20 protein-coding genes are annotated in these 19,971 nt (G+C 53.4%); 9 read left to right on the top strand and 11 right to left on the bottom strand.

Annotated elements, in window-relative coordinates; genetic code table 11:
• Positions 1-169: 169 nt before the first annotated feature.
• Complete coding sequence (locus NF683_RS06325; RefSeq protein ID WP_253921571.1) at positions 170-1,480, top strand: esterase-like activity of phytase family protein; 1,311 nt, start codon at positions 170-172, stop codon at positions 1,478-1,480.
• Positions 1,481-1,570: 90 nt separating this feature from the next.
• Here the strand turns inward: NF683_RS06325 and NF683_RS06330 are convergent, their stop codons facing one another.
• Positions 1,571-2,551, bottom strand: a complete 981-nt coding sequence (locus NF683_RS06330; protein ID WP_089040270.1) for an alpha/beta hydrolase — start codon at positions 2,549-2,551, stop codon at positions 1,571-1,573.
• A gap of 206 nt (positions 2,552-2,757) precedes the next feature.
• On the opposite strand from NF683_RS06330, the gene NF683_RS06335 reads away from it, so the two are divergent.
• Positions 2,758-4,932 carry a malate synthase G gene (locus NF683_RS06335; protein WP_089040269.1) on the top strand — a complete coding sequence of 725 codons (2,175 nt, stop codon included), beginning with the start codon at positions 2,758-2,760 and terminating at the stop codon, positions 4,930-4,932.
• Positions 4,933-4,999: 67 nt separating this feature from the next.
• Positions 5,000-5,422: a PaaI family thioesterase gene (locus NF683_RS06340; RefSeq protein ID WP_038479517.1), complete on the top strand. Its 423-nt coding sequence runs from the start codon at positions 5,000-5,002 to the stop codon at positions 5,420-5,422.
• Between the two features lie 8 nt (positions 5,423-5,430).
• Here the strand turns inward: NF683_RS06340 and NF683_RS06345 are convergent, their stop codons facing one another.
• Positions 5,431-5,808: a DUF423 domain-containing protein gene (locus NF683_RS06345; RefSeq protein WP_083007660.1), complete on the bottom strand. Its 378-nt coding sequence runs from the start codon at positions 5,806-5,808 to the stop codon at positions 5,431-5,433.
• A 164-nt stretch (positions 5,809-5,972) separates the two neighbouring features.
• Between NF683_RS06345 and thiS the strand changes: the two genes are divergently transcribed.
• The 3 genes from thiS to trmB are packed head-to-tail and all read left to right on the top strand — an operon-like array spanning position 5,973 to position 7,814.
• Complete coding sequence (gene thiS / locus NF683_RS06350) at positions 5,973-6,194, top strand: sulfur carrier protein ThiS (RefSeq protein ID WP_009723207.1); 222 nt, start codon at positions 5,973-5,975, stop codon at positions 6,192-6,194.
• Between the two features lie 39 nt (positions 6,195-6,233).
• Positions 6,234-7,028 carry a thiazole synthase gene (locus NF683_RS06355; RefSeq protein ID WP_253921572.1) on the top strand — a complete coding sequence of 265 codons (795 nt, stop codon included), beginning with the start codon at positions 6,234-6,236 and terminating at the stop codon, positions 7,026-7,028.
• Positions 7,029-7,040: 12 nt separating this feature from the next.
• A complete protein-coding gene (trmB, locus tag NF683_RS06360; RefSeq protein WP_253921573.1) occupies positions 7,041-7,814 on the top strand; it encodes a tRNA (guanosine(46)-N7)-methyltransferase TrmB in 774 nt (257 codons plus the stop codon).
• Between the two features lie 30 nt (positions 7,815-7,844).
• Here the strand turns inward: trmB and NF683_RS06365 are convergent, their stop codons facing one another.
• Both NF683_RS06365 and NF683_RS06370 read right to left on the bottom strand, forming a co-directional pair.
• Positions 7,845-8,846 carry a 2-hydroxyacid dehydrogenase gene (locus tag NF683_RS06365; RefSeq protein WP_089040266.1) on the bottom strand — a complete coding sequence of 334 codons (1,002 nt, stop codon included), beginning with the start codon at positions 8,844-8,846 and terminating at the stop codon, positions 7,845-7,847.
• A 576-nt stretch (positions 8,847-9,422) separates the two neighbouring features.
• Positions 9,423-10,337, bottom strand: coding sequence for an AEC family transporter (locus tag NF683_RS06370; protein ID WP_089040265.1), 915 nt, complete (start codon positions 10,335-10,337; stop codon positions 9,423-9,425).
• Positions 10,338-10,443: 106 nt separating this feature from the next.
• On the opposite strand from NF683_RS06370, the gene NF683_RS06375 reads away from it, so the two are divergent.
• Positions 10,444-10,947, top strand: a complete 504-nt coding sequence (locus NF683_RS06375) for a hypothetical protein (RefSeq protein WP_089040264.1) — start codon at positions 10,444-10,446, stop codon at positions 10,945-10,947.
• Between the two features lie 5 nt (positions 10,948-10,952).
• Positions 10,953-11,561: an SCO family protein gene (locus tag NF683_RS06380; protein ID WP_089040263.1), complete on the top strand. Its 609-nt coding sequence runs from the start codon at positions 10,953-10,955 to the stop codon at positions 11,559-11,561.
• 44 nt (positions 11,562-11,605) lie between these two features.
• On the opposite strand, the gene NF683_RS06385 is transcribed toward NF683_RS06380, so the two are convergent.
• The 7 genes from NF683_RS06385 to NF683_RS06415 all read right to left on the bottom strand — a co-directional run bounded on the left by NF683_RS06385 (position 11,606) and on the right by NF683_RS06415 (position 18,000).
• Complete coding sequence (locus NF683_RS06385; RefSeq protein WP_089040262.1) at positions 11,606-12,655, bottom strand: PHB depolymerase family esterase; 1,050 nt, start codon at positions 12,653-12,655, stop codon at positions 11,606-11,608.
• Positions 12,656-13,336, bottom strand: coding sequence for an FKBP-type peptidyl-prolyl cis-trans isomerase (locus tag NF683_RS06390; RefSeq protein WP_089040261.1), 681 nt, complete (start codon positions 13,334-13,336; stop codon positions 12,656-12,658). It abuts the gene before it with no gap.
• Between the two features lie 135 nt (positions 13,337-13,471).
• Complete coding sequence (locus NF683_RS06395; protein WP_089040260.1) at positions 13,472-13,915, bottom strand: universal stress protein; 444 nt, start codon at positions 13,913-13,915, stop codon at positions 13,472-13,474.
• 21 nt (positions 13,916-13,936) lie between these two features.
• Entirely contained in the window at positions 13,937-15,220 is a 1,284-nt protein-coding gene (locus NF683_RS06400; RefSeq protein WP_089040259.1) for a TRAP transporter large permease, read from the bottom strand.
• A 28-nt stretch (positions 15,221-15,248) separates the two neighbouring features.
• On the bottom strand, positions 15,249-15,827 hold the full coding sequence (locus NF683_RS06405) for a TRAP transporter small permease (protein ID WP_089040258.1): 579 nt from the start codon (positions 15,825-15,827) through the stop codon (positions 15,249-15,251).
• A 296-nt stretch (positions 15,828-16,123) separates the two neighbouring features.
• On the bottom strand, positions 16,124-17,170 hold the full coding sequence (locus tag NF683_RS06410; RefSeq protein ID WP_089040257.1) for a TRAP transporter substrate-binding protein: 1,047 nt from the start codon (positions 17,168-17,170) through the stop codon (positions 16,124-16,126).
• A gap of 227 nt (positions 17,171-17,397) precedes the next feature.
• Positions 17,398-18,000 (bottom strand): TIGR02444 family protein, encoded by a 603-nt coding sequence (locus tag NF683_RS06415; protein ID WP_253921574.1) that lies wholly within the window; start codon positions 17,998-18,000, stop codon positions 17,398-17,400.
• Here NF683_RS06415 and NF683_RS06420 point away from each other — a divergent pair.
• A complete protein-coding gene (locus NF683_RS06420; protein ID WP_253921575.1) occupies positions 17,999-19,945 on the top strand; it encodes an ATP-binding cassette domain-containing protein in 1,947 nt (648 codons plus the stop codon). The two genes, NF683_RS06415 and NF683_RS06420, sit on opposite strands and share 2 nt — an antisense overlap.
• The last annotated feature ends 26 nt before the right edge of the window (positions 19,946-19,971 follow it).

Below are 19,971 nucleotides of genomic sequence, written 5' to 3' on the forward strand. Positions count from 1 at the left end.
TTTGTGTCTTTAGAGCAAGGCGTTTTTGACTGATTAGCGGCGAGGCTCGATATGCAAGTTCATCATCATTAAAACATCTGCACGTTGTCATTTAACTATCACTATTACGGGTGAAAATTAGCAAATTCTGAAGCTGCTCTACTTTCTCTTCCTAAATGGTGAAACCGTGATGACCAAGCCGTTACTAGCGACTGCCCTATTCGCCTTTGTATTTACCAGTGCGGCACACGCCCAGCAGGATTTTAGCGCCACATTGTCCGGCCATGCCCAGCTACCCGGCAGCAGCTTTGTGGCGGCGCCTTCCGGCGCCGCTGAGCACTACAACGTTTCAGGCCGTTTTACTGGCCCAGAGGGCCGTGCTGAGCAGTTGTATACCAACATGCAAGCCACCGGCTTAGCGCTACCCTTCCCCAGCCAGCCATTGCAGGGGTTTTCAGGTATTCGCTCACTAGGCGATGATCGTTTCTTGGTATTAACCGATAACGGCTTTGGCTCCAAAGCCAACTCCTCTGACGTCATTCTGATGTTTAACATCATAAAGACTGACTGGGACACCGGGCGTGTCATCATCGAAGAGACCGTTCAACTATCGGACCCAAACCGCAAAGTGCCCTTCCCAATTATGAATGAAGCCACGCCAGGTCGCTTTTTAACCGGCGCTGATTTCGATATTGAATCGATACAGCCGGTGGGCGATAGCTACTGGATTGGCGATGAGTTCGGCCCCTGGATTATCCAGGTCGATAATCAGGGCGAAGTGCTGCAAGTGTTGGCCACAGACCCCGGCGGCACTCTGATGCGCTCACCTGACAATGCTTTTACCCTCACCCCGAACCCTGGCGCGTCTCTCGCTGATGAGGTGGTGGTGTTTCGCTCCGGCGGTTATGAAGGCATGGCGCTCTCCGAAGACCAAACAACGCTCTATCCCTTGCTGGAAAAACCGATCTGGGACAGCAACGCCAATGCCCCGGAAACCATTGATGGCACTCCCGTATTAAGAATGTTCGAGCTCGATACTGAAACCGGAGAATGGGGCGACACAACCCGCTACTACCCCTTGGAGTCAGCGGATCATGCGATTGGCGATTTCAATCTCATTGGCGGAACACGCGGCCTGATTATCGAGCGTGATAGCCGCCAGGGTGACCCGCGAGAAGCGTGGGCAGACAATCCCGCTGAGTTCAAACGCATCTATCTTATCGACCTCGACCGTACAGACGAGCAGGGAGTGCTTGAGAAAATCGCCTATATAGACCTGATGAACATCCAGGATCCAGATGGCATCGCACCCCGCGGCACGATCAACGGCACCTTTAACTTTCCCTTTGTGACCATTGAGAACGTCGATCGCGTCGATGAGAGCACCATCGTGGTCGCCAATGACAACAACTACCCTTTCTCGATTGGCCGCCAGCAAGGACGCGCTGATGATAATGAGCTGATACTGCTCGATGTGGAGGACTTTCTGAACGCTCAGTAACGAAACTCAGTAACGAAAATAGGCCTGAGGCAGGGCGCGCGCAAGCGCCCTAGCCTCAGCTTGTCCCTCCCCGCGCTTTAAACATTTACGTTATTGAACGCCCTCAACAACGTTATCTACGAAACCATCCAGAGCTTCAAACAACACTTCACGAATGGGATCGGCCTCATTGACCAAATGGTGTCGTGCTTCTGGATGGCGGTGGACCTCGGCATTGGGAAACTTCTCCTCCAACACCGCCAAATTCCACTCCCAATCGACGGTAAGATCTTGCTCACCCTGTAAAATAAGCGTCGGCAGTGGGTTAGGTTCTAACGCTAGCAAACGCGGCATCCAACGTCGCATCGCGGTTATCCAGGCGACGCTTAAGCGTTCCGGTTGCAGCGGGTCTTGGTCACGTAGGAACGCCGTAAACTGCTCATCGGTGGAGTTGGGGCGATACTTACGTGGTAGCTCCTTTAGAAAAGGGCTGGCAATCAGGTGCAGCCAGCTAGACTGGCTCCAGCGCCAGGGGCGTACCAATGGCGCTAGCAGCACAATACCGGCCCAGCCTGCCGTTTCACGACGAGTGAGCGCGTCGGTCGCCAAGATGGCCGCCCCCGTACTCTGCCCAACACCTAGCCACGGCGTAGGGGCCATGCCCTGGCATTGTAATGTTGCCTGTAAATGCGCAAGGCAGTGCTGATAGTCGTCAAAATCGTCAATGTCGGCGCGTGGTCCGCTGGAAAGGCCGTGACCAGGAAGATCCCACAACACCACTCGCCACCCTTTGGCCAGCAGGCAGCCGAGCAAATGGCGGTAAAGGCCTAAATGGTCAAAGTAACCATGAATCACAAACGCAGTGCCCGTGGGCACAGGCGGGCTCCATACTTGGCACCACAGAGCAAAGCGTCCAGTATCAATAAATCCCGCGTGCACTTCGCTGGTATCGTTTAGTAGCGTTTCTAAACCGTAGTGGCGAAAATAGTCATGCACAGCGTCCGTTAGCGTGTCGCCCGGCCTAAGCTGGGAGAGCGATGACTCGCCTGCTGCTTGTCTAAACAAGCCTTCCAGGTGTTGGAAATTATGCATTAACGTCTCTCCGTGAACGCCACCTATCCATTGGCTGAATGATAGCGGAGACCACTACCGCTCTCATCATTTGGTCGATCATTTTGCTGCTTTACGGCATAGACTGTTTACATGCTCTCGCAGTTGTGGAAGTATTTTCCACAAATATACATTTACCCTGACCGTGGCACGATAATATCCCACGGGCACCTTTACAGGAGAACCCCATGAGCGAGCGTATCACGCGTCACCGTTTACAGGTGTCAGCAGACCTGGACCGTTTCATCAATGAGCAGGCTTTACCGGGCACTGGTGTCGACGAAAGCACCTTTTGGGCTGGCGTTGACGCCCTGTTCCATGATTTGACACCGAAAAATCGCCAGCTGCTTGAAGAGCGCGACACGCTCCAAGAAAAACTGGATGTCTGGCACCGTGAAAATCCGGGCCCGGTTAGCGATATGCCGGCTTACCGCAGCTTCTTGAAAGAAGCTGGCTATCTGGTGGATGCACCCAGTAGCGTTAAAACCACCACGGCCAATGTAGATCGTGAAGTGGCTGTTCAAGCAGGCCCGCAGCTGGTGGTACCGGTGAGCAATGCCCGCTATGCACTGAACGCCGCTAATGCCCGCTGGGGTAGTTTGTACGATGCCCTATACGGTACCGATGCGATTTCAGAAGAAGATGGCGCTGAAAAAGGCACCAGTTTCAACCCGAAACGTGGCCAAAAAGTTATCGCTTATGCCCGTGGTGTGCTTGATCGTGCTGCCCCACTGGCCACCGGCTCTCACCGCGATGCGGTGAAATACGCTATTCGTGATGGCCACTTGGTCGTTAGTCTGGAAGGCGGTCGTGAAACCGGCCTAAAAGATTCCGGCAAGCTGATCGGCTTTAACGGCGATGCATCCGCGCCGGAAGCAATCCTGCTTACTAACAACGGCCTGCACCTGGAAATCCAGATCGACGACAGCCACCCGATCGGTAAAACCGACCCCGCTCACGTGAAAGACGTGGTGGTGGAAGCGGCGCTGACCGCTATTATGGATTGTGAAGACTCCGTTGCTGCTGTCGACTCTGAAGATAAAGTCGGTGTTTACAGCAACTGGCTTGGCCTGATGAAGGGCGACCTGGAAGAGAGCATCGACAAAGGCGGCAAAACCTTCAAGCGGACGCTGCACGCCGATCGTACTTGGCAAACCACTGATGGCAGCACCGTTACACTGCCGGGTCGTTCGCTGATGTTCGTGCGTAACGTTGGCCATCTGATGACCACGCCTGCCGTCCTGGACGAAAATGGCAACGAACTGCCGGAAGGTATTCTGGACGCGGTAGTGACCTCGCTGCTGTCACTGCACGATCTGAAGAAAGACGCCGATCAGCCGCGTAACTCCCGCGCTGGCTCAGTGTATATCGTGAAGCCGAAAATGCACGGGCCGAAAGAAGTGGCGTTCGCCAACGAACTGTTTGGTCGCGTTGAAGACATCCTGGGCATGAGCCGCGACACCCTGAAAATGGGCATCATGGATGAAGAGCGCCGCACTACTGTCAACTTGAAGGCGTGTATTGCTGAAGCGGCTTCTCGTGTTGTGTTCATCAACACCGGTTTCCTTGACCGCACCGGTGACGAAATGCACACCGCCATGGAAGCAGGCCCGATGGTTCGCAAAGGCGATATGAAGAGCGCTGCGTGGATCACCGCCTACGAGAAGAACAACGTGCAGGTAGGCTTAGCCTGTGGCCTGCGTGGTCGTGCTCAAATCGGTAAAGGCATGTGGGCGATGCCGGATCTGATGCATAGCATGCTAGAGCAAAAAATTGGTCACCCGAAAGCGGGTGCTAACACGGCATGGGTGCCTTCTCCAACGGCGGCTACGCTACATGCGCTTCACTACCACCAAGTCAACGTAGCGGACGTACAGCGCGAACTGGAAGCCCAAGGCGAACCCGACTTTTTAGATGACCTGCTCACCGTGCCAGTAGCCGAAAATGCCAACTGGTCGGATGAGGAGATTCAACAAGAGTTGGATAACAACTGTCAGGGCATTCTGGGCTACGTGGTGCGCTGGGTTGAACATGGCGTGGGCTGCTCAAAAGTGCCGGACATTCATAACGTTGGCCTAATGGAAGACCGCGCTACGCTGCGTATTTCCAGCCAACATATCGCCAACTGGCTGCACCACGGCATTGTCGATGCGCCGCGAGTGGAAGAAACGCTTAAGCGTATGGCGAAAGTGGTTGATCAGCAGAACGCTGGCGACCCCACCTACACGGCCATGAGCGCCGACTTCGAAGGCTCAACCGCCTTTAAAGCAGCCTCTGACTTAGTGTTCAAAGGCCGCGTACAGCCTTCTGGCTACACCGAACCGCTACTTCACGCGTGGCGTCAGGTGCATAAGGCGAAGTAAACGCGCTTTGCGGTATCATCAGCCTCGAGGCGCATGCCTCGGGGCTTTTTTATAAAGGATAATAATAATGACCGTAATGACTGCCGAGCAGATTGAGCACTTTTTAGATGAGGTGTTCCCCCAGCGGATGGGCAGAATTGAAAGCGTTGGTGCGATGAGTGCCACCCTGCGACTAACCATCGGTGAGCAACACCTTCGCCCTGGCCCCAGGGTATCTGGTCCGACCATGATGGGCTTTGCCGATGTGGCGTTGTATGTGGCCATTTTGGCGCAAATAGGCCCCGAAGCCATGGCGGTCACCAGTGACTTGAACTGCCATTTCTTACGCGCCGCTTCCGGCGAGCACGATATTGTTGCTCACGCCAAACTCATCAAGTTAGGCCGCCGTTTAGCGGTCGGCGAAGTGCAGATTTTCTCTGCCAGCGATGACACTAAACCGGTTGCGCATATTACCGCTAGCTACGCGCTGCCAGACAGCCCAACTGGCTAACCACCGCGCTAACGGCTGAGCAGCGCAGTGACGGCTAAGCCTAACCAGCCTGCCATCAGCAGCAAACCACCGATGGGCGTTACAATACCAACGCTAAGCCCTACTAGGGCCATTAGGTAAAGCGAGCCCGAAAATGCGGTGATACCCAACGCCCATAGCGCTAGCACGATGCGCTGTCCTGGCTGAGGGCACTGGCTGCGCCAAGCCAGTACCGCTAACATAGCCAACGTATGCCACGCTTGGTAACGCACGCCAGTTTCAACGATGTCGACCATGGCAGCAGTGGTACGCGATGCCAACCCGTGAGCCGCATAGGCCCCGAGTATCACCATTAATGCTCCTGAGAGTGCGACTAGGCACCACCAGGGTTTGTCTGCTCGCTGCATGCGTTACTCCTGTTTATAAATACTCGTTATAAATACTTGAGATAAGTACTCGACATACGCACTCGATATTTCACTGAGATGATTAACGTTGTCACATACCTTGAGCGGTGCGAAACCGCTACAATAGACAATGTTTTGCCTCACCGAATGGGACACTTACCGTTATGCCTACTCCTAATGAGTCGATACAACTGACGCTCAATGGCGAATCGCATACGCTGGCAGCTGGCCTAAGCGCCGCTGATCTAATTGAGCAATTAGGCCTGACCGGGCGCCGTATCGCTGTGGAAATTAACGAACAGATCGTGCCCAAAAGCCAGCTTGCTCAAACGCATTTAGCCAATGGCGACCAGATAGAAGTCGTTCACGCCATTGGCGGCGGCTAGCGTAGCCCATCACCGTTTTTGCTTTCAAAAGGAACCGCTATGACGCCACTGATTGATACACCGTTTACCGTTGCTGGACGCGAGTTCAGCTCCCGCCTGCTGGTGGGTACTGGCAAATACAAAGACTTTACCGAGACCGGCGCGGCCATTGCCCAAAGCGGCGCGAAAATTGTCACCTTTGCTGTGCGCCGCACCAACTTAGGCCAGGATGCCGACGCGCCTAACCTTCTCGATGTCATTTCCCCCCAGCGCTACACCTTGCTGCCCAACACCGCTGGCTGCTACAACGCCAAAGACGCTGTGCGCACCTGCCGCTTGGCGCGTGAGCTGCTAGACGGCCATAACCTGGTCAAGCTGGAAGTGCTCGGCGACGATCACACCCTCTATCCCAATGTGGTCGAGACGCTAAAAGCCGCTGAGACACTGCTGGCTGATGGCTTTGACGTCATGGTGTACACCAGTGATGACCCCATTGTGGCACGTGAACTAGAAGCCATGGGTTGCTGCGCCATCATGCCGCTAGGTTCGCTGATTGGCTCGGGGCATGGCATTCAAAACCCGCATAATGTACGCCTGATTGTTGAGCAAAGCAGTGTACCCGTGCTGGTCGATGCGGGCATCGGCACCGCTTCTGACGCCGCCATGGCAATGGAGCTCGGGTGTGACGGTGTGCTGCTCAACACCGCGATCGCTCATGCCCGCGACCCGCTGCGTATGGCTAACGCCATGAAGCTGGCCGTAGAAGCTGGCCGCGATGCCTTCTTAGCAGGCCGTATGCCACGCCGCCAGAGCGCCGATCCCTCTTCGCCTTTTGCAGGCCGAATTAACGGCTGATACAGAGACACCATGACCGATACGAACGACACCACGCCTGAAAGCAACAACACTGCTGGCGCTGAGAGCAACACCACAGGCCCTGAAAATGCTGATGCCCCGCTACACCGGCGGGGGATTAAGAGCTACGTGATTCGCGCAGGGCGCATGACCCCAGCGCAAAGCCGCGGTTTAGAAGACGTTTGGCCACGCTTAGGACTGACGATTGCCGATGGGCGTCAGGATCTGGACACCCTGTTTGGCCGCCAAGCACCGCGCGTGGTGGAAATTGGCTTTGGTATGGGCAACTCACTCATCGAGCAAGCCGAACGCCACCCAGATACTGACTTTATCGGTATCGAGGTTCACGCGCCGGGTGTGGGCAAGCTGCTAGATGAGGTAGATAAACGCGGCCTAACTAACCTGCGCGTTTACCGCGAAGATGCCTTAGCGGTGCTGGAGCAGTGTCTACCTGAAGACTCATTAACCACGCTACAGCTCTTTTTCCCCGATCCATGGCCGAAAAAGAAGCACCACAAGCGGCGTATTGTGCAACCTGCGTTTGTTGAGCTGATTCGTACGCGCTTAAAACCTGGCGGCACCTTCCACCTGGCGACCGACTGGGAAGCCTATGCCGAGTGGATGGCTGAGGTTATGGACGCCGCACCCGGCTATACGAATACCGCCAGCGCCGACACAGCGCCCTACGTTCCACGCCCAGACTTTCGCCCGCTAACTAAGTTTGAAGCCCGCGGCGAGAAACTTGGCCACGGCGTATGGGATTTAATTTACCGCCGTGACGTTTAAACACAGCGACTAAAGATAGCTCAGCGTCGTTTACGTTCGCTTATCGTAGACGACGCGATGCAGCGTACCGCTACCACTTTCAAAGGCATCAATATTCGCCAGCGTGGTTTCGGCAATATTGGTCAGCGCCTCGGTAGTGAAGAAAGCCTGATGACCGGTAATCAGCACATTGTGAAAGGTCGTCAGGCGCATGAACTGATCATCATCGATCACTTTGTGCGATAGATCCTCGAAGAACAGCTGCTCCTCCTCTTCGTAAACATCTAGCCCTAAGCGGCCAATTTTGCCGCTTTTCAAACCAGCGATCACCGCTTGAGTATCGACCACTCGCCCACGTCCGGTATTAATCAGCATCACACCCTGCTTCATTTGCGCGATGGCATCGACGTTAACCAGGTGATCAGTATCGGGTGTTAACGGGCAGTGCAGCGAAATAATATCTGCTTGAGCATAAAGCGACGCCAGCGGCACATACTCCACAAACGGCTCGGCATTCGGGTTTGGAAAAGGATCGCTGGCAACTACTCGGCAGCCAAAGCCATGCATGATGTTGGCAAAGATCAAGCCAATCTGCCCAGTGCCAATCACACCCACGGTTTTGCCATGCAGATCGAACCCCAGCAGTCCGTCTAGGGCAAAGTTGCCCTCGCGCACTCGGTTGTAAGCGCGATAGGTCATGCGGTTCAGGCTTAACACTAAGGCCGCCGCGTGCTCTGCTACGGCATGAGGCGAATAAGCGGGCACCCGCACCACGGTAATTCCCAACCGTTCGGCCGCCGCCAAGTCAACATGGTTAAAGCCCGCCGAGCGCAGTGCGACCAATCGTATGCCGCTCGTGTGTAGCTGCTCTAAAACGTCCGCATACAGATGGTCATTTACAAAAGCGCATACAACTTCAAACCCTTTCGCGAGAGGCGCCGTATCGACGGTCAAGCGCGCATCAAAAAAGCTTAATTCGTGTCGATTCGAGGCATTAGCACGAGTAAGGAAGGTTTCGTCATAAGGCTTAGCGCTAAAAACGGCAACGCGCATGGCATGTCTCCTGGCTCTGGATAGATGATCAGCATAGGCAATTCGCCTATTGTCTGCCCAAACGTCACAAGAGGTATTCACCGAGATCAAAGAAAGATGCCGCTATAAAAAAAGAAAGCCGCTCCAGGGGAGCGGCAAAAGACCGTGACTAGCAAGGAAAGAGGAACCATGACAGGAAACTGGCGCTGATCTTTGAAATAGCGTCGTGGTTGCCAATGTTTCAGCAAACACGAGCACTAGAAAAAAAGAAAGCCGCTCCAAGGGAGCGGCAAAAGACCGTGACTAGCAAGGAAAGAGGAACCATGACAGGAAACTGGCGCTGATCTTTGAAATAGCGTCGTGGTTGCCAATGTTTCAGCAAACACGGGCACTAGAAAAAAAGAAAGCCGCTCCAAGGGAGCGGCAAAAGACCGTGACTAGCAATGAGAGGGAGAAACCATGACAGGAAACTGGCGGTTTCTGTCGTGGCTGCCAACGTCTCATTAAACGCTGACAATCACAATATAATCATTCTCATTTACCGCGTCAACCTAAATGCGAATACTTTTTATTTATTTTTAAGACAGTTTTTTTACACTACCCCACCAGCTGCAACCAAACGGGCAACGTCAGCATCGCTAACAGCGTCTGGCCGGTAATAATTGCCGCCATAAGCTCTGCATCACCTCCCAACTGCCGAGCAAGAATGTAAGCAGATGTGGCGGTTGGCAGCGCTGCAAACAGCAGCGCCACATCACGGCTGATAGGATCCAGCCCCACCAGCCACGCGAATAGCAGCACCACCGCAGGCATTAACAGCAGCTTGATGCTATTCGTCGCTATCACGCCACGATCAAGCCGTAGCAGTGCTGCGGGGCGCAGCGCCACGCCCACGGCAATGAGCCCTAACGGCAGCGCCGCACCTCCCAATAACCCTACGGTATCCTCGCTCCAACCGGGCAAGCCAACCCCCGAAAGATTGAGTCCGATACCTGCCAGGCAGGACAAAATCAGCGGATTTTTAGCCAGTGCGAGGGCACTTTGGCCAAGGCTTCCACTGCCTAGCGTCCCTGCCGCGACAAAGCTTGCGACGCACATTACGTTCACCACCGGTACCATGAGTGCCACCGCCACAGCGGCGGTAGTCGCCCCCATGCTGCCATGCAGTGCCGCAGCGCCCGCGACACCCACGTAGGTGTTAAAACGCACGGCGCCTTGGAACACCGACGTGAACGCCGCAGGAGTTAAGCCAAGGTAACCACGACAGCGCCATAGCAACAGGCCCAAAACCCCCATCGTGCCGAGCAATACCAGCGCTATACGCCCAACCGGTACTTGGCTGACATCAGCAGTGGCCAGCGTACCTATCAGCATGGCTGGAAATAGCACAAAGTAGATCAGACGCTCCATTTGCGGCCAGAACGTAGCACTTGGCCAACGGCCATAGCCAATGGCAGCGCCCAGTAAAATCAATAAAAACAGTGGCCCAAGTGCGCCAGTAATGCTCTCCATTGTTATTCCTTGTTAACTGCGACATCCCAGCACAGCGACATCCGTGCGATTACTGTTACCATGAAACTAACTTCCATCTTACGGCCTGCGTAGTGACCATTCTGCCATGAAGAACTTGCCTAAACCTGGCTACTTTACGGGTTTTCCAGCGCTGAAAGTGCTTATCCTCATCACGGGCATCTCACTGGCCGCCTGCACGTGGTACGTGTTTGCCAACTGGCTGCGCGATGATGGTGATATTGCCTGGTTTACACCAGATGCCAACTGCAACCTACACACCAGTACGTGCTCGGCAGTACTGGGCGATAAAGGCCGCCTAACACTCACCGTTGATGCCGATGGCCGTATCAATGCGCTGGATATTCTGCCACTGGATGTAGAAGTCGAGGGCCTCAACCCAAGCCATGTTTCGGTCGACTTTATCGGGCGTGATATGGATATGGGCTTACACCGTTTTGGGTTAACCGCCTCTGCGCCCGGTCACTTTCATGGCCAAGGGCAAGTCGGTATCTGCACGCAAGACGTGATGCCCTGGCGAGCACGGGTTATCCTGGAAACACCAGAAGGCAAGCTGGGCAGTTGGTTCGACTTTGACGTGATTAGGAGTTAGTACGTATGGCCGCTAAACCAAACAATCGTAAAGCACTCTGGCTGGGACTAGTGCTAATACTTGTCTTGCTGACCATTTCGGCTATCGGCCTTTACCAGTTTGCTTTCCAGCCAGACAGCGATGACGTGACGGGGGGACCAATAGAAATGCCCTCTACTCAAGGTGATTTCTCTCTCGCCCAGCTAGATGAAGACGACATTGCGATTGTTTCATTTGGCTACACCTACTGCCCAGATGTTTGCCCAATGAATCAGGCTGTTAAACGTCAGGCATTGGCCCAGCTAAGCGATGCACAGCGCGAACGCGTGGTGCCGATAATGATAACGGTTGACCCTGAACGCGATACGCTGCCGCGCATGGAAGAGTATATGCAGTTCTTTGGTGATACGTTTATCGGCTTGGTGGGTAGTCAAGAGCAGCTTGCAGATGTAGCGGCACGCTATGGCGTGATTTGGCGGCGAGTGGAGGCGCCCGATTCAGCCATGGCCTACACCATTGACCATAGCGCCTCGCTTTTCTTGGTTAACCGCAACGGTGAGATTTTACAGAGAGTGCTCTACTCCCCAGCACCGCACGGCTTAGTGTCAGCGCTGGAGAATGAGTTAGGTAGCTAGCCGAAATACACGACGAAGTATCTGGATTTAGGATGTACTTGGAATTAAGGCGTGCTTTGTAGGTGTTCAAGCATCGCCATTAGCGCTCTGGCTTGAGTGCCATCACGCGTGTCATGCAGCGGGTTGAGCTGCCAAGTACTTTCGGCAAAGCCCCACCAATCCCAGCACCCCTGAGGATTAGCCATACTGCTTTCCGCCTGCGGGTATAGCACCACTTGACCATGGTCTGCTGCCCAACGGTTCAAACCACTGTGGCGTACAAACGTATCGCCAATGGCATCAACACTCATTTGACAACCATGCAAGGCGATTGTGACAGGACACCCTCCCGCCTCACACGCCTCCGGAATAAACAGATACCCCACATCGGCCAAGCCTTTAACCGCGAACTCCGACTGATCAAAGGCAATCACTTCGCCCTCGCTAGCATTAGCCTCACGCTCAGGGTAAAGCCATGAGAACATATCGCCAGCCACGTCCTCATCACAGGCAAGCACATGGCTACCACCGCCCTGGCGACAGTCGCCAAGTGCCTGGGGGCTAGCGTTGGTTTGCTTCGGCAGTTTGATGGGCCAGCCATGGCCTGTGTGCTCACTGCGCACGAAACGCAGCTGTTCTGAAGATGCCAGCCAGCGCTGCCACTGTTCTGCTAACAAACTGCCCAGCTCTGGAGAAACCGTGTCATCTTCATCACCGTGCCATACATAGGCACGCAGCTGGCTTAATGCGTCGCGCTCACCCACCTGCTCAAGCGACTCGTAACGCTCGCGCCGACGGTCCAGCTCATCCAAGGAAGGCAACCCACGGCGGATGCTCATGCACTGGTTAAGCGCCAAACTGAGCGCGCCCTGGGCACAGCTCCAAGGGCCCGCCGCTAATACACCTACACCACTAAAGCGCTCAGGCCAAGCAACCGCCAACTGTGCGGCCATGTAACCGCCAGAAGAGACACCTACCACGCTCGCGTGATCGCTCGCTGCGCTTAGTGCAGGTAAATCACCAGGCACGGTATCTGCTTCAGCGTGAACAGCCGTGCTGCCCAGCAGTAACAGCGCACCCAAAAAACAGGATGTAGAAGCGGCGGGACGTATCATTTACTCGACGCCTAACAGTTCAACACGGAACGTCAGCATTTCATTTGGGCCAATAGGGCCTTGGCCGCCTTCACCATAAGCCAGCTCAGCAGGGATATATAGCATCCAGCTGTCGCCAACGCTCATCAGTTGAAGCGCTTCCTGCCAACCTTCAATGACTTGATTTACCTGGAAACTCACCGGCTGACCACGCTCAAAGGAACTGTCGAATACGGTGCCGTCCAGCAGCATGCCTTCATAGTTCACTTCAACGGTGTCTTCAGCGCCAGGCGTTGCGCCGTCACCAGACTCAAGCACTTCATACTGCAAGCCAGACTCAGTCACTTCAACTTCTTCACGCTCAGCGTTTTCCGCTAGGTAAGCTTGACCTTCCTCTAGATTAAGCTGGGCAATTTCAGCGGCTTCTTGCTCGCGCTCTGCCATAGAACGCTCTTGGAAAGCGACCAGCGCCTCCATCATTTCTTCCTCGCTTAACGCCAACTCGTTGCCATCAAAGACATCGCGCATGCCGTCCGTAAATGTATCTAGATCGAGGTCTTCAATATCAGCCTGCATGCTCTCGCCTAGAGTGACGCCTAAGCTATAAGCAAGGCGCTGTTCGTCGGTTTCAGGCGCCGCTGCCGCGAACGGAGCAACCAGTAACAAACTCGCCAAAGCGGTGGAAGAAAACAATGCTTTCATGTAAAAAACCTTATCCAACGGCGCAACGCGCCAAATGTTTGAGTAGCTCAAAGACTAACACCCGCCATCTCAGGCTGCATTACCTGAGATGGCGGGTGTTAGTAAGACCGCTATTAAGTTCAGTAGTTTGGTGTCTTAAACGACCAATGTGGGACAGTGTGCCGCACCCGCCACGCGCTGGGAGACACTACCCAACAGCAGGTTTTTCTCGCCATTGGTTCCTTGAGCACCGATCACGATTAAATCGCACTCCCTCTTTCGGGCAAAGCGCACGATAGTTCGCGAGGGGCGGCCACCTTTCACAAACGCCCTTACTCGCGCACTGTCTGCGCCCATCTCTATGGCGTAGGCTTTAGCGTGTACAGCAATTTCCGTGGCGTACTCTTTTAGCGCATCATCAGGCAGATCCAGCTTATTCGGCCGCACCATAGAAAGCGATGCCTCCAATAAACTATGGTGCTTAAATACGCACAGCAAATAAAGCTCGGCACCGGTGAGCATATGCAGGCCAACCGCTTTCTCCAGTGCGTTAATCGCCCCTTTCGAGCCATCTACGGGAATTAAAATGCGATTAAACATCCGCGTTCTCCTTGTGACTGCTTAGCGGAAGGCAATATCACGCAAGAACAGCGCAATTTGCGGAAACATGATCAGCAGCGCCGCCGCTAAAATCAGCATAAAGATAAAGGGCGGTGTGCCTTTGATGACTTCCCAGTAAGGCCGCTTAAAGATCGCAATCGCGGTAAATATATCGCAGCCAAAGGGTGGGGTCGCCGAACCTATGGCTACCTGCAGCGTAATCAAAATACCTACCAGAACAGGATCCAGACCGGTCGCCGCAATCGCCGGAGCAAAAATTGGCGTAAGCACCAGAATGACCACAATCGGGTCAACAAACATGCAAGCGACAAAGAAAGAGATACAGATTGCAATCAGTACGCCTGTCGGCCCAGCTTCATTGACGCCTACCGCTTCCAAAATCATTTGTGGAATCTGCGCGAATGAAATTATCCAGGAGAACCCATTACCAACAGCGACCAATATGAACACCACTGCGGTAATTAAGCCGGTGGATTTAGCAATCGCATAAATATCGTTCATTTTGAGCGAACGGAATACCACAAACTCAAGCAATACGGCATATAGCACACAGGCCGCAGCGGCTTCTGTCGGGCTAAAAATACCTCCGTAGATACCGCCAACGATAATGACTGGAAAGCCTAGCGGCCACAGTGCTTTCTGCACGGCTACGGCACGCTCTTTCCAGCTAGCGCGGGGTTCGGTAGGCACGCCTTTTACCACAGCATAAACGATGCAATAAACTGAGAACATAAACAGGATCAGAAGCCCTGGCCCAATACCCGCAATAAACAGCTCGCCAATGGATGTTCCTGAAATAACCCCGTAGATGATCATGCCAATACTTGGGGGTATCAAAAAGGCAATATCACTCGCGTTGATAATCAGTGCCAGTGTAAACGGGTCGGAATAGCCCGCTTTCAGCATCTTGGGTCGCAGCGGTGAGCCCACCGCGACTACGGTTGCCTGGGTAGAACCAGAAACTGCGCCAAACAGCGTACAGGAGGCCGCCGTACTGACCGCAAGGCCGCCTTTGATATGACCGATAAAGGACATCACCATATCAATTAAGCGATTGGCCGACTGGCCACGCGTCATAATATCTGCCGCTAATATAAACATCGGCACCGCAATCAACGAAGCAGGCCGGATACCCGCCATCATCTGTTGAATCAGCGTATCCATTTGGCCGAAGCCGTTAAACATCATATAAAAGCCGATCACCGCTGCCGTGATCAGCGGGATCATCATAGGAAAGCCCAGCAGCAGCAGGGCAATCATGGTGACTACCATTATCGTCGTCATAGCGTTCCCCTAGAGTGCAAGCCCTGCTTTACACTTCTGTTTCGGTGTCTTTGTAACCATCAACTACCCCTGTCGAGAGATATACATCCCGAGAGGTAAGGTTTTTAATTGCCGTTAACAGGTACTGAATGCCCGTAATGAGAAAACCTACTGGTACCCAGATATAAATGATCCAAATAGGTAGCCCGAGTGACGGCAGCACGCGACCTTTGCTTTGAAGGTCGAGGATGTACACCACGGAGTAGTACAGCAGGAAGAACATGACGAGGGAGGTAAAGAACGAAATACCTATCATCAATGCCTTACGCCCCCCGACAGGCAAGGCATCGTAGATGGCTGACATACGAATATGACGGCCGTGTCGAGCAGCGTAGCCGATACCCGCAAAGGTAATCATAATGATCAAAATACGGTTTAATTCCCCTGAAAACATAATGCTATTGCCAAATACAAAGCGGGCAATAACATTAGTGACCGTATTCAGCGCCATTAGCAAAACCCCCATCGCCAGTATGACTGACTCGATTTTGCTAATTGCAGTGTCGATCACGCCTAGTATGCCGGGCAAACCAGAGCTGTAATTCTTTTCGGATTCTTCTTCGGTCATGGCCGATCTCCTCTTATGCAGCGTGGCAGCTAACGATTAAAAACCTAGTGCCTCTTCTTTCACTGACCACCGAACGGAGCGTGTCCAGCCTTACTCATTTTGTAGCGTAACGGTTAATAACTCTTTCCGCTTCAACGCTGGATGTACGTAAATTTTTCTGTGTTTTACGCAAGGTTACGCGCTTTTTTTTGCTAGGTGGCTGTCAGCACCGGGTGTGCATATAAAAATAAAAAAGGGGCAGCGCTGGCTGCCCCCTAGGTGATTTACCGTTCAAAATGAGTGCACTAAACGGTAAATTACTCGTTAGTTACAGCTTCGAGATCAGCTTTAAACTGCTCCAGCAGCTCAGCACCTTTATCACCCGTCATTTCTAAGAAGGCTTCTTCAACTTGTGGAGCGCGGTCACGGAAAGCCTGGATTTGTTCTTCATCCAAACGAGTCACAGTGACTTCATCCGAAGCTTCTTGGATTTTAGCTAATGCCTCTTCGGCTAGCCCTTTAATGTGCTCGATTGTGTGATCATAGGCAGCATCAGACGCTTCCTGAACTAGCTCTTTGTCTTCATCGGACAAGCCTTCATAGAAGTCTTGGTTAGCCATCATGGCGGTAGTGAACCAGCCATGACCTGTGAAGGTAAGGTGCGGTGATACTTCATATAAACCGCCAGACTCGATCCAGAAAATCGGATTTTCTTGACCATCGATAATGCCGGTTTGCAGACCACCATATACTTCGCCCCACGGTAGCGGCGTCGGTGTTGCACCAAAGGCATCATAAGTTTCTGAAAGCAAAGGATTCGTCATGGTACGAATTTTCTTGTTATTCATATCTTCCGGCGAGCTGATCGGCTCGTCGGTGGTAATGACCATTTCACCTTCAGGGTACATCTTCAATAGCTCAAGGCCCTGCTCAGCGTAGAGCTCTGGGAACACCTCGTTGATGGCCTTACTCTCATCGAAGAAAGTCAGGACGGTTTCTTCATCTGTTGGTAGCAGGTAAGGGATAAAGAAGATTTGCGCTTCTGGGATCAGAGAACCCGTGAAACCAGGCGACTGGTTTACAAACTGAAGAATGCCGTTTTGGGTCTGCTCCATGATGTCATCAGATTCACCTAATTCACCAAAACGATAAACCTGAACGCTGTGATCGGAATTCTCTTCGATATATTCTTTGAATGCGTAAGCGAACACATCTTGGACATCGCCTTCGTACTCTTCGTGGGCGTAACGCCAGTTATCTGCTTGAGCGGCTGCGCTGAGACCAAATAGTAGTGCACCAACGCTCGCCGTCGTCATTAACTTAGTCGTTACTGAACGAGTCGAAATTAACTTGCTTGCCTTCATGCAGAGTTCCCCTAGCAGTGGTAAGCGCGCTATGCGAGTGCGCCAATATTTAATTTTTGTATAATGCGTGTCGCTCTTAAACGCTCTGTTAGTTGCCAGTGACTTTAGAGTAACTATTTATAAAACCATCATTCATAAAGCCTATCTTTTTGAATCCGTTTAGAAACAGTTACACAAGCAATAACAACCTTAAAACACGCGTTATTCAAAAATAGCTTAATTTCAGGCTAGCGCGGTCGCTCGTAGCGGTCAAGCCGTGTCGCAAGTATAGCAATCGCCTCTCTGACGTTCTCGCGCTCGGGTGACACAACTACTTGATCAAACGCAAGGCCATCAGAAAACAGCTTACTTTGCAGCCATTGTGCAACATCTTGCTTACTTATAGCGCAGTTTGTTAACCGCTGGTTAAGCTCAGACGTTTGCAATATCCAGTGCTGCCAGCGTTGAAGGTTCTCACGCTCAGCTTGAAGTTCGGCCTGCTGAAGTGTCTTTCGCAACTGGGCAATCCCCTCACTTTCTGCTGCTTGGGGCTTAAGATCACGACGCAACTGCCGCAAAACAGCGGTGACCGACTGCTGCCAACACTCCCGCACTTTGCGCTCCATTGACAGCGCACTAGGCGTTACCTGAAGACCGTAGTGGTAGAGCCAGCTATGCACTAGCAGCTCACACACATCCACCCCTGCTCTATCTTGCAGAACAAGGCATGCTTGCTCGACTCCGGGCTGGGCATAAAATGTCAGTGCAAAATCCCATAGTGGAGCCTGCTGTAAGCGCTGGAATCGGTTAGAATCGAACATTGATTTACCCACTTTTTCGGGAGAATGCATGATCGCACTGCGCCAAGTCGCCCTGCAACGGGGTACACAAACGCTACTCGATAACGCTGACCTTACGCTCCACAGCGGTATAAAGGCAGGCATTATCGGGGCAAACGGCGCCGGTAAGTCGAGCTTATTCAAACTTCTGCTAGGCGAGCTCGGCCCCGACCAGGGCGACGTTGAGATGAGCGGCGGTCAGCGGATAGCCCACATGGCCCAGGAAGTTGAAGCGCTGGATCGTCCCATTGTGGAGTACGTGCTGGATGGCGATTATGCGCTGCGACAAGCGGAGGCTGATCTACTCGCCGCGCGCGAAGCAGACGATGCGCATCGGGAAGCCGAGTTGCATGGGCTTATCGAAACCCTGGATGGCTACACGGCAGAATCGCGGGCATCGCAGCTGCTGGTAGGGCTCGGATTTGTGCAAACGGATCTTAAGCGGCCTTTGTCAGATTTCTCCGGTGGCTGGCGTATGCGGGTGAACCTAGCCCGCACGCTGTTTATGCCTTCCGACTTACTACTGCTTGATGAGCCGACCAACCACCTGGATCTCGATGCCCTGCTTTGGCTAGAACAGTGGCTAACCCGCTACCCAGGCACGTTACTGCTGATTTCTCATGACCGCGACTTTCTGGATGCCGTGTGTGATCACATTGTGCATATGCATCACCAAACACTCGAGCTTTACCGCGGCAACTACTCTCGCTTTGAGCGCACGCGGGCTGAAAAACTCGCTCTACAGCAAGCAGAAGCAGCCAAACAGCAGGCTCGCCGCGAAGAAATTGAGCGCTTTATAGCGCGTTTTCGCGCCCAGGCAACCAAAGCAAAGCAGGCGCAAAGTCGTGTGAAAATGCTGGAGCGTATGGGGGATATCGCTGTTGCTCATACAGATTCGCCTTTTCACTTCACGCTGCCTGCCGCAGATAAGACCTCACATCCGCTGCTTGTGCTTGACCAAGCGACCCTTGGCTATCGCAGCGAAGCAGGTGATGTCGCGCAGCTAGAGAAGGTCAACATTACATTATTACCCGGTAGCCGCATCGGTCTGTTAGGCCCCAACGGCGCGGGTAAATCGACATTGATTAAATCACTGACCGGTGAGCTTGCGCTGCTAGAGGGCAAGCGCGTGCCAGGTGAGCATTTAGCCATTGGCTATTTTGCCCAGCACCAGCTGGAAAGCTTGGACGTGACGACGACGCCGTTTGTACATGTGCAACGGCTCTCTCCCACGGCGAGTGACCAGGAAATTCGCAACTTCCTAGGTGGTTTTGGCTTTAAGGGCGATGACGCCTTTGGCGAAGTTGGTACTTACTCTGGCGGTGAAAAGGCGCGCTTAGCGCTCGCGCTGGTCGCCTGGCAGAAGCCCAACCTGCTGCTGCTCGATGAGCCAACCAACCACTTAGACTTGGAAATGCGCGAGGCGCTCACCGAGGCACTGGCAAGCTTTGAGGGTACGGTTATTCTGGTGTCGCACGACCGTCATCTACTGCGCGCCACGGTTGATGAATTCTGGCGGGTAGCAGACCATCGTGTTGAACCCTTTGATGGCGATCTCGATGATTACCGGGCATGGTTAAAGGCGCGTTTGGAAGAGGGCAGGCGCGATGCGCGTAGCGAAAAAAACGAACGCCAAAGTCAGCAGCCTAGCGGTGACCGAAAAGCCGCTCGCAAAGCAGCAGCAGAGCTGCGCGAGAAGCTGCGACCACTGAAAAAAGCGCGCGATCAAGCTGAAAAAACCATGGAAAAAGCTCAGCAGGCGCTTGAAGAAGTAGAAGTTGTTTTGGCTGAGCCGACGCTTTATACCGACAGCGCTCGTAAAGCAGAACTGACCGAAGCACTTGCCCAACAGGCGAAAATCAAAAGCCGTTTGGACACCGCCGAGCAGCAGTGGCTCGCCGCCGAGGAAGCGCTGGAAACAATGGAAGCAGAGCTATTGGCCAGCGAAGACGCTTAGCCCTACGCTAGCTAATCCTCGCTGCT

Source organism: Halomonas sp. MS1 (assembly GCF_024182575.1).
Classification (GTDB): Bacteria; Pseudomonadota; Gammaproteobacteria; order Pseudomonadales; family Halomonadaceae; genus Vreelandella.

What these genes read in the sequence shown, in the direction of transcription:
- NF683_RS06325 (WP_253921571.1), top strand. Translation starts at nt 170, where the DNA reads ATGACCAAGCCGTTACTAGCGACTGCCCTATTCGCCTTTGTATTTACC.
- NF683_RS06330 (WP_089040270.1), bottom strand. Translation starts at nt 2,551, where the DNA reads ATGCATAATTTCCAACACCTGGAAGGCTTGTTTAGACAAGCAGCAGGC.
- NF683_RS06335 (WP_089040269.1), top strand. Translation starts at nt 2,758, where the DNA reads ATGAGCGAGCGTATCACGCGTCACCGTTTACAGGTGTCAGCAGACCTG.
- NF683_RS06340 (WP_038479517.1), top strand. Translation starts at nt 5,000, where the DNA reads ATGACCGTAATGACTGCCGAGCAGATTGAGCACTTTTTAGATGAGGTG.
- NF683_RS06345 (WP_083007660.1), bottom strand. Translation starts at nt 5,808, where the DNA reads ATGCAGCGAGCAGACAAACCCTGGTGGTGCCTAGTCGCACTCTCAGGA.
- thiS (WP_009723207.1), top strand. Translation starts at nt 5,973, where the DNA reads ATGCCTACTCCTAATGAGTCGATACAACTGACGCTCAATGGCGAATCG.
- NF683_RS06355 (WP_253921572.1), top strand. Translation starts at nt 6,234, where the DNA reads ATGACGCCACTGATTGATACACCGTTTACCGTTGCTGGACGCGAGTTC.
- trmB (WP_253921573.1), top strand. Translation starts at nt 7,041, where the DNA reads ATGACCGATACGAACGACACCACGCCTGAAAGCAACAACACTGCTGGC.
- NF683_RS06365 (WP_089040266.1), bottom strand. Translation starts at nt 8,846, where the DNA reads ATGCGCGTTGCCGTTTTTAGCGCTAAGCCTTATGACGAAACCTTCCTT.
- NF683_RS06370 (WP_089040265.1), bottom strand. Translation starts at nt 10,337, where the DNA reads ATGGAGAGCATTACTGGCGCACTTGGGCCACTGTTTTTATTGATTTTA.
- NF683_RS06375 (WP_089040264.1), top strand. Translation starts at nt 10,444, where the DNA reads ATGAAGAACTTGCCTAAACCTGGCTACTTTACGGGTTTTCCAGCGCTG.
- NF683_RS06380 (WP_089040263.1), top strand. Translation starts at nt 10,953, where the DNA reads ATGGCCGCTAAACCAAACAATCGTAAAGCACTCTGGCTGGGACTAGTG.
- NF683_RS06385 (WP_089040262.1), bottom strand. Translation starts at nt 12,655, where the DNA reads ATGATACGTCCCGCCGCTTCTACATCCTGTTTTTTGGGTGCGCTGTTA.
- NF683_RS06390 (WP_089040261.1), bottom strand. Translation starts at nt 13,336, where the DNA reads ATGAAAGCATTGTTTTCTTCCACCGCTTTGGCGAGTTTGTTACTGGTT.
- NF683_RS06395 (WP_089040260.1), bottom strand. Translation starts at nt 13,915, where the DNA reads ATGTTTAATCGCATTTTAATTCCCGTAGATGGCTCGAAAGGGGCGATT.
- NF683_RS06400 (WP_089040259.1), bottom strand. Translation starts at nt 15,220, where the DNA reads ATGACGACGATAATGGTAGTCACCATGATTGCCCTGCTGCTGCTGGGC.
- NF683_RS06405 (WP_089040258.1), bottom strand. Translation starts at nt 15,827, where the DNA reads ATGACCGAAGAAGAATCCGAAAAGAATTACAGCTCTGGTTTGCCCGGC.
- NF683_RS06410 (WP_089040257.1), bottom strand. Translation starts at nt 17,170, where the DNA reads ATGAAGGCAAGCAAGTTAATTTCGACTCGTTCAGTAACGACTAAGTTA.
- NF683_RS06420 (WP_253921575.1), top strand. Translation starts at nt 17,999, where the DNA reads ATGATCGCACTGCGCCAAGTCGCCCTGCAACGGGGTACACAAACGCTA.
- NF683_RS06415 (WP_253921574.1), bottom strand. Translation starts at nt 18,000, where the DNA reads ATGCATTCTCCCGAAAAAGTGGGTAAATCAATGTTCGATTCTAACCGA.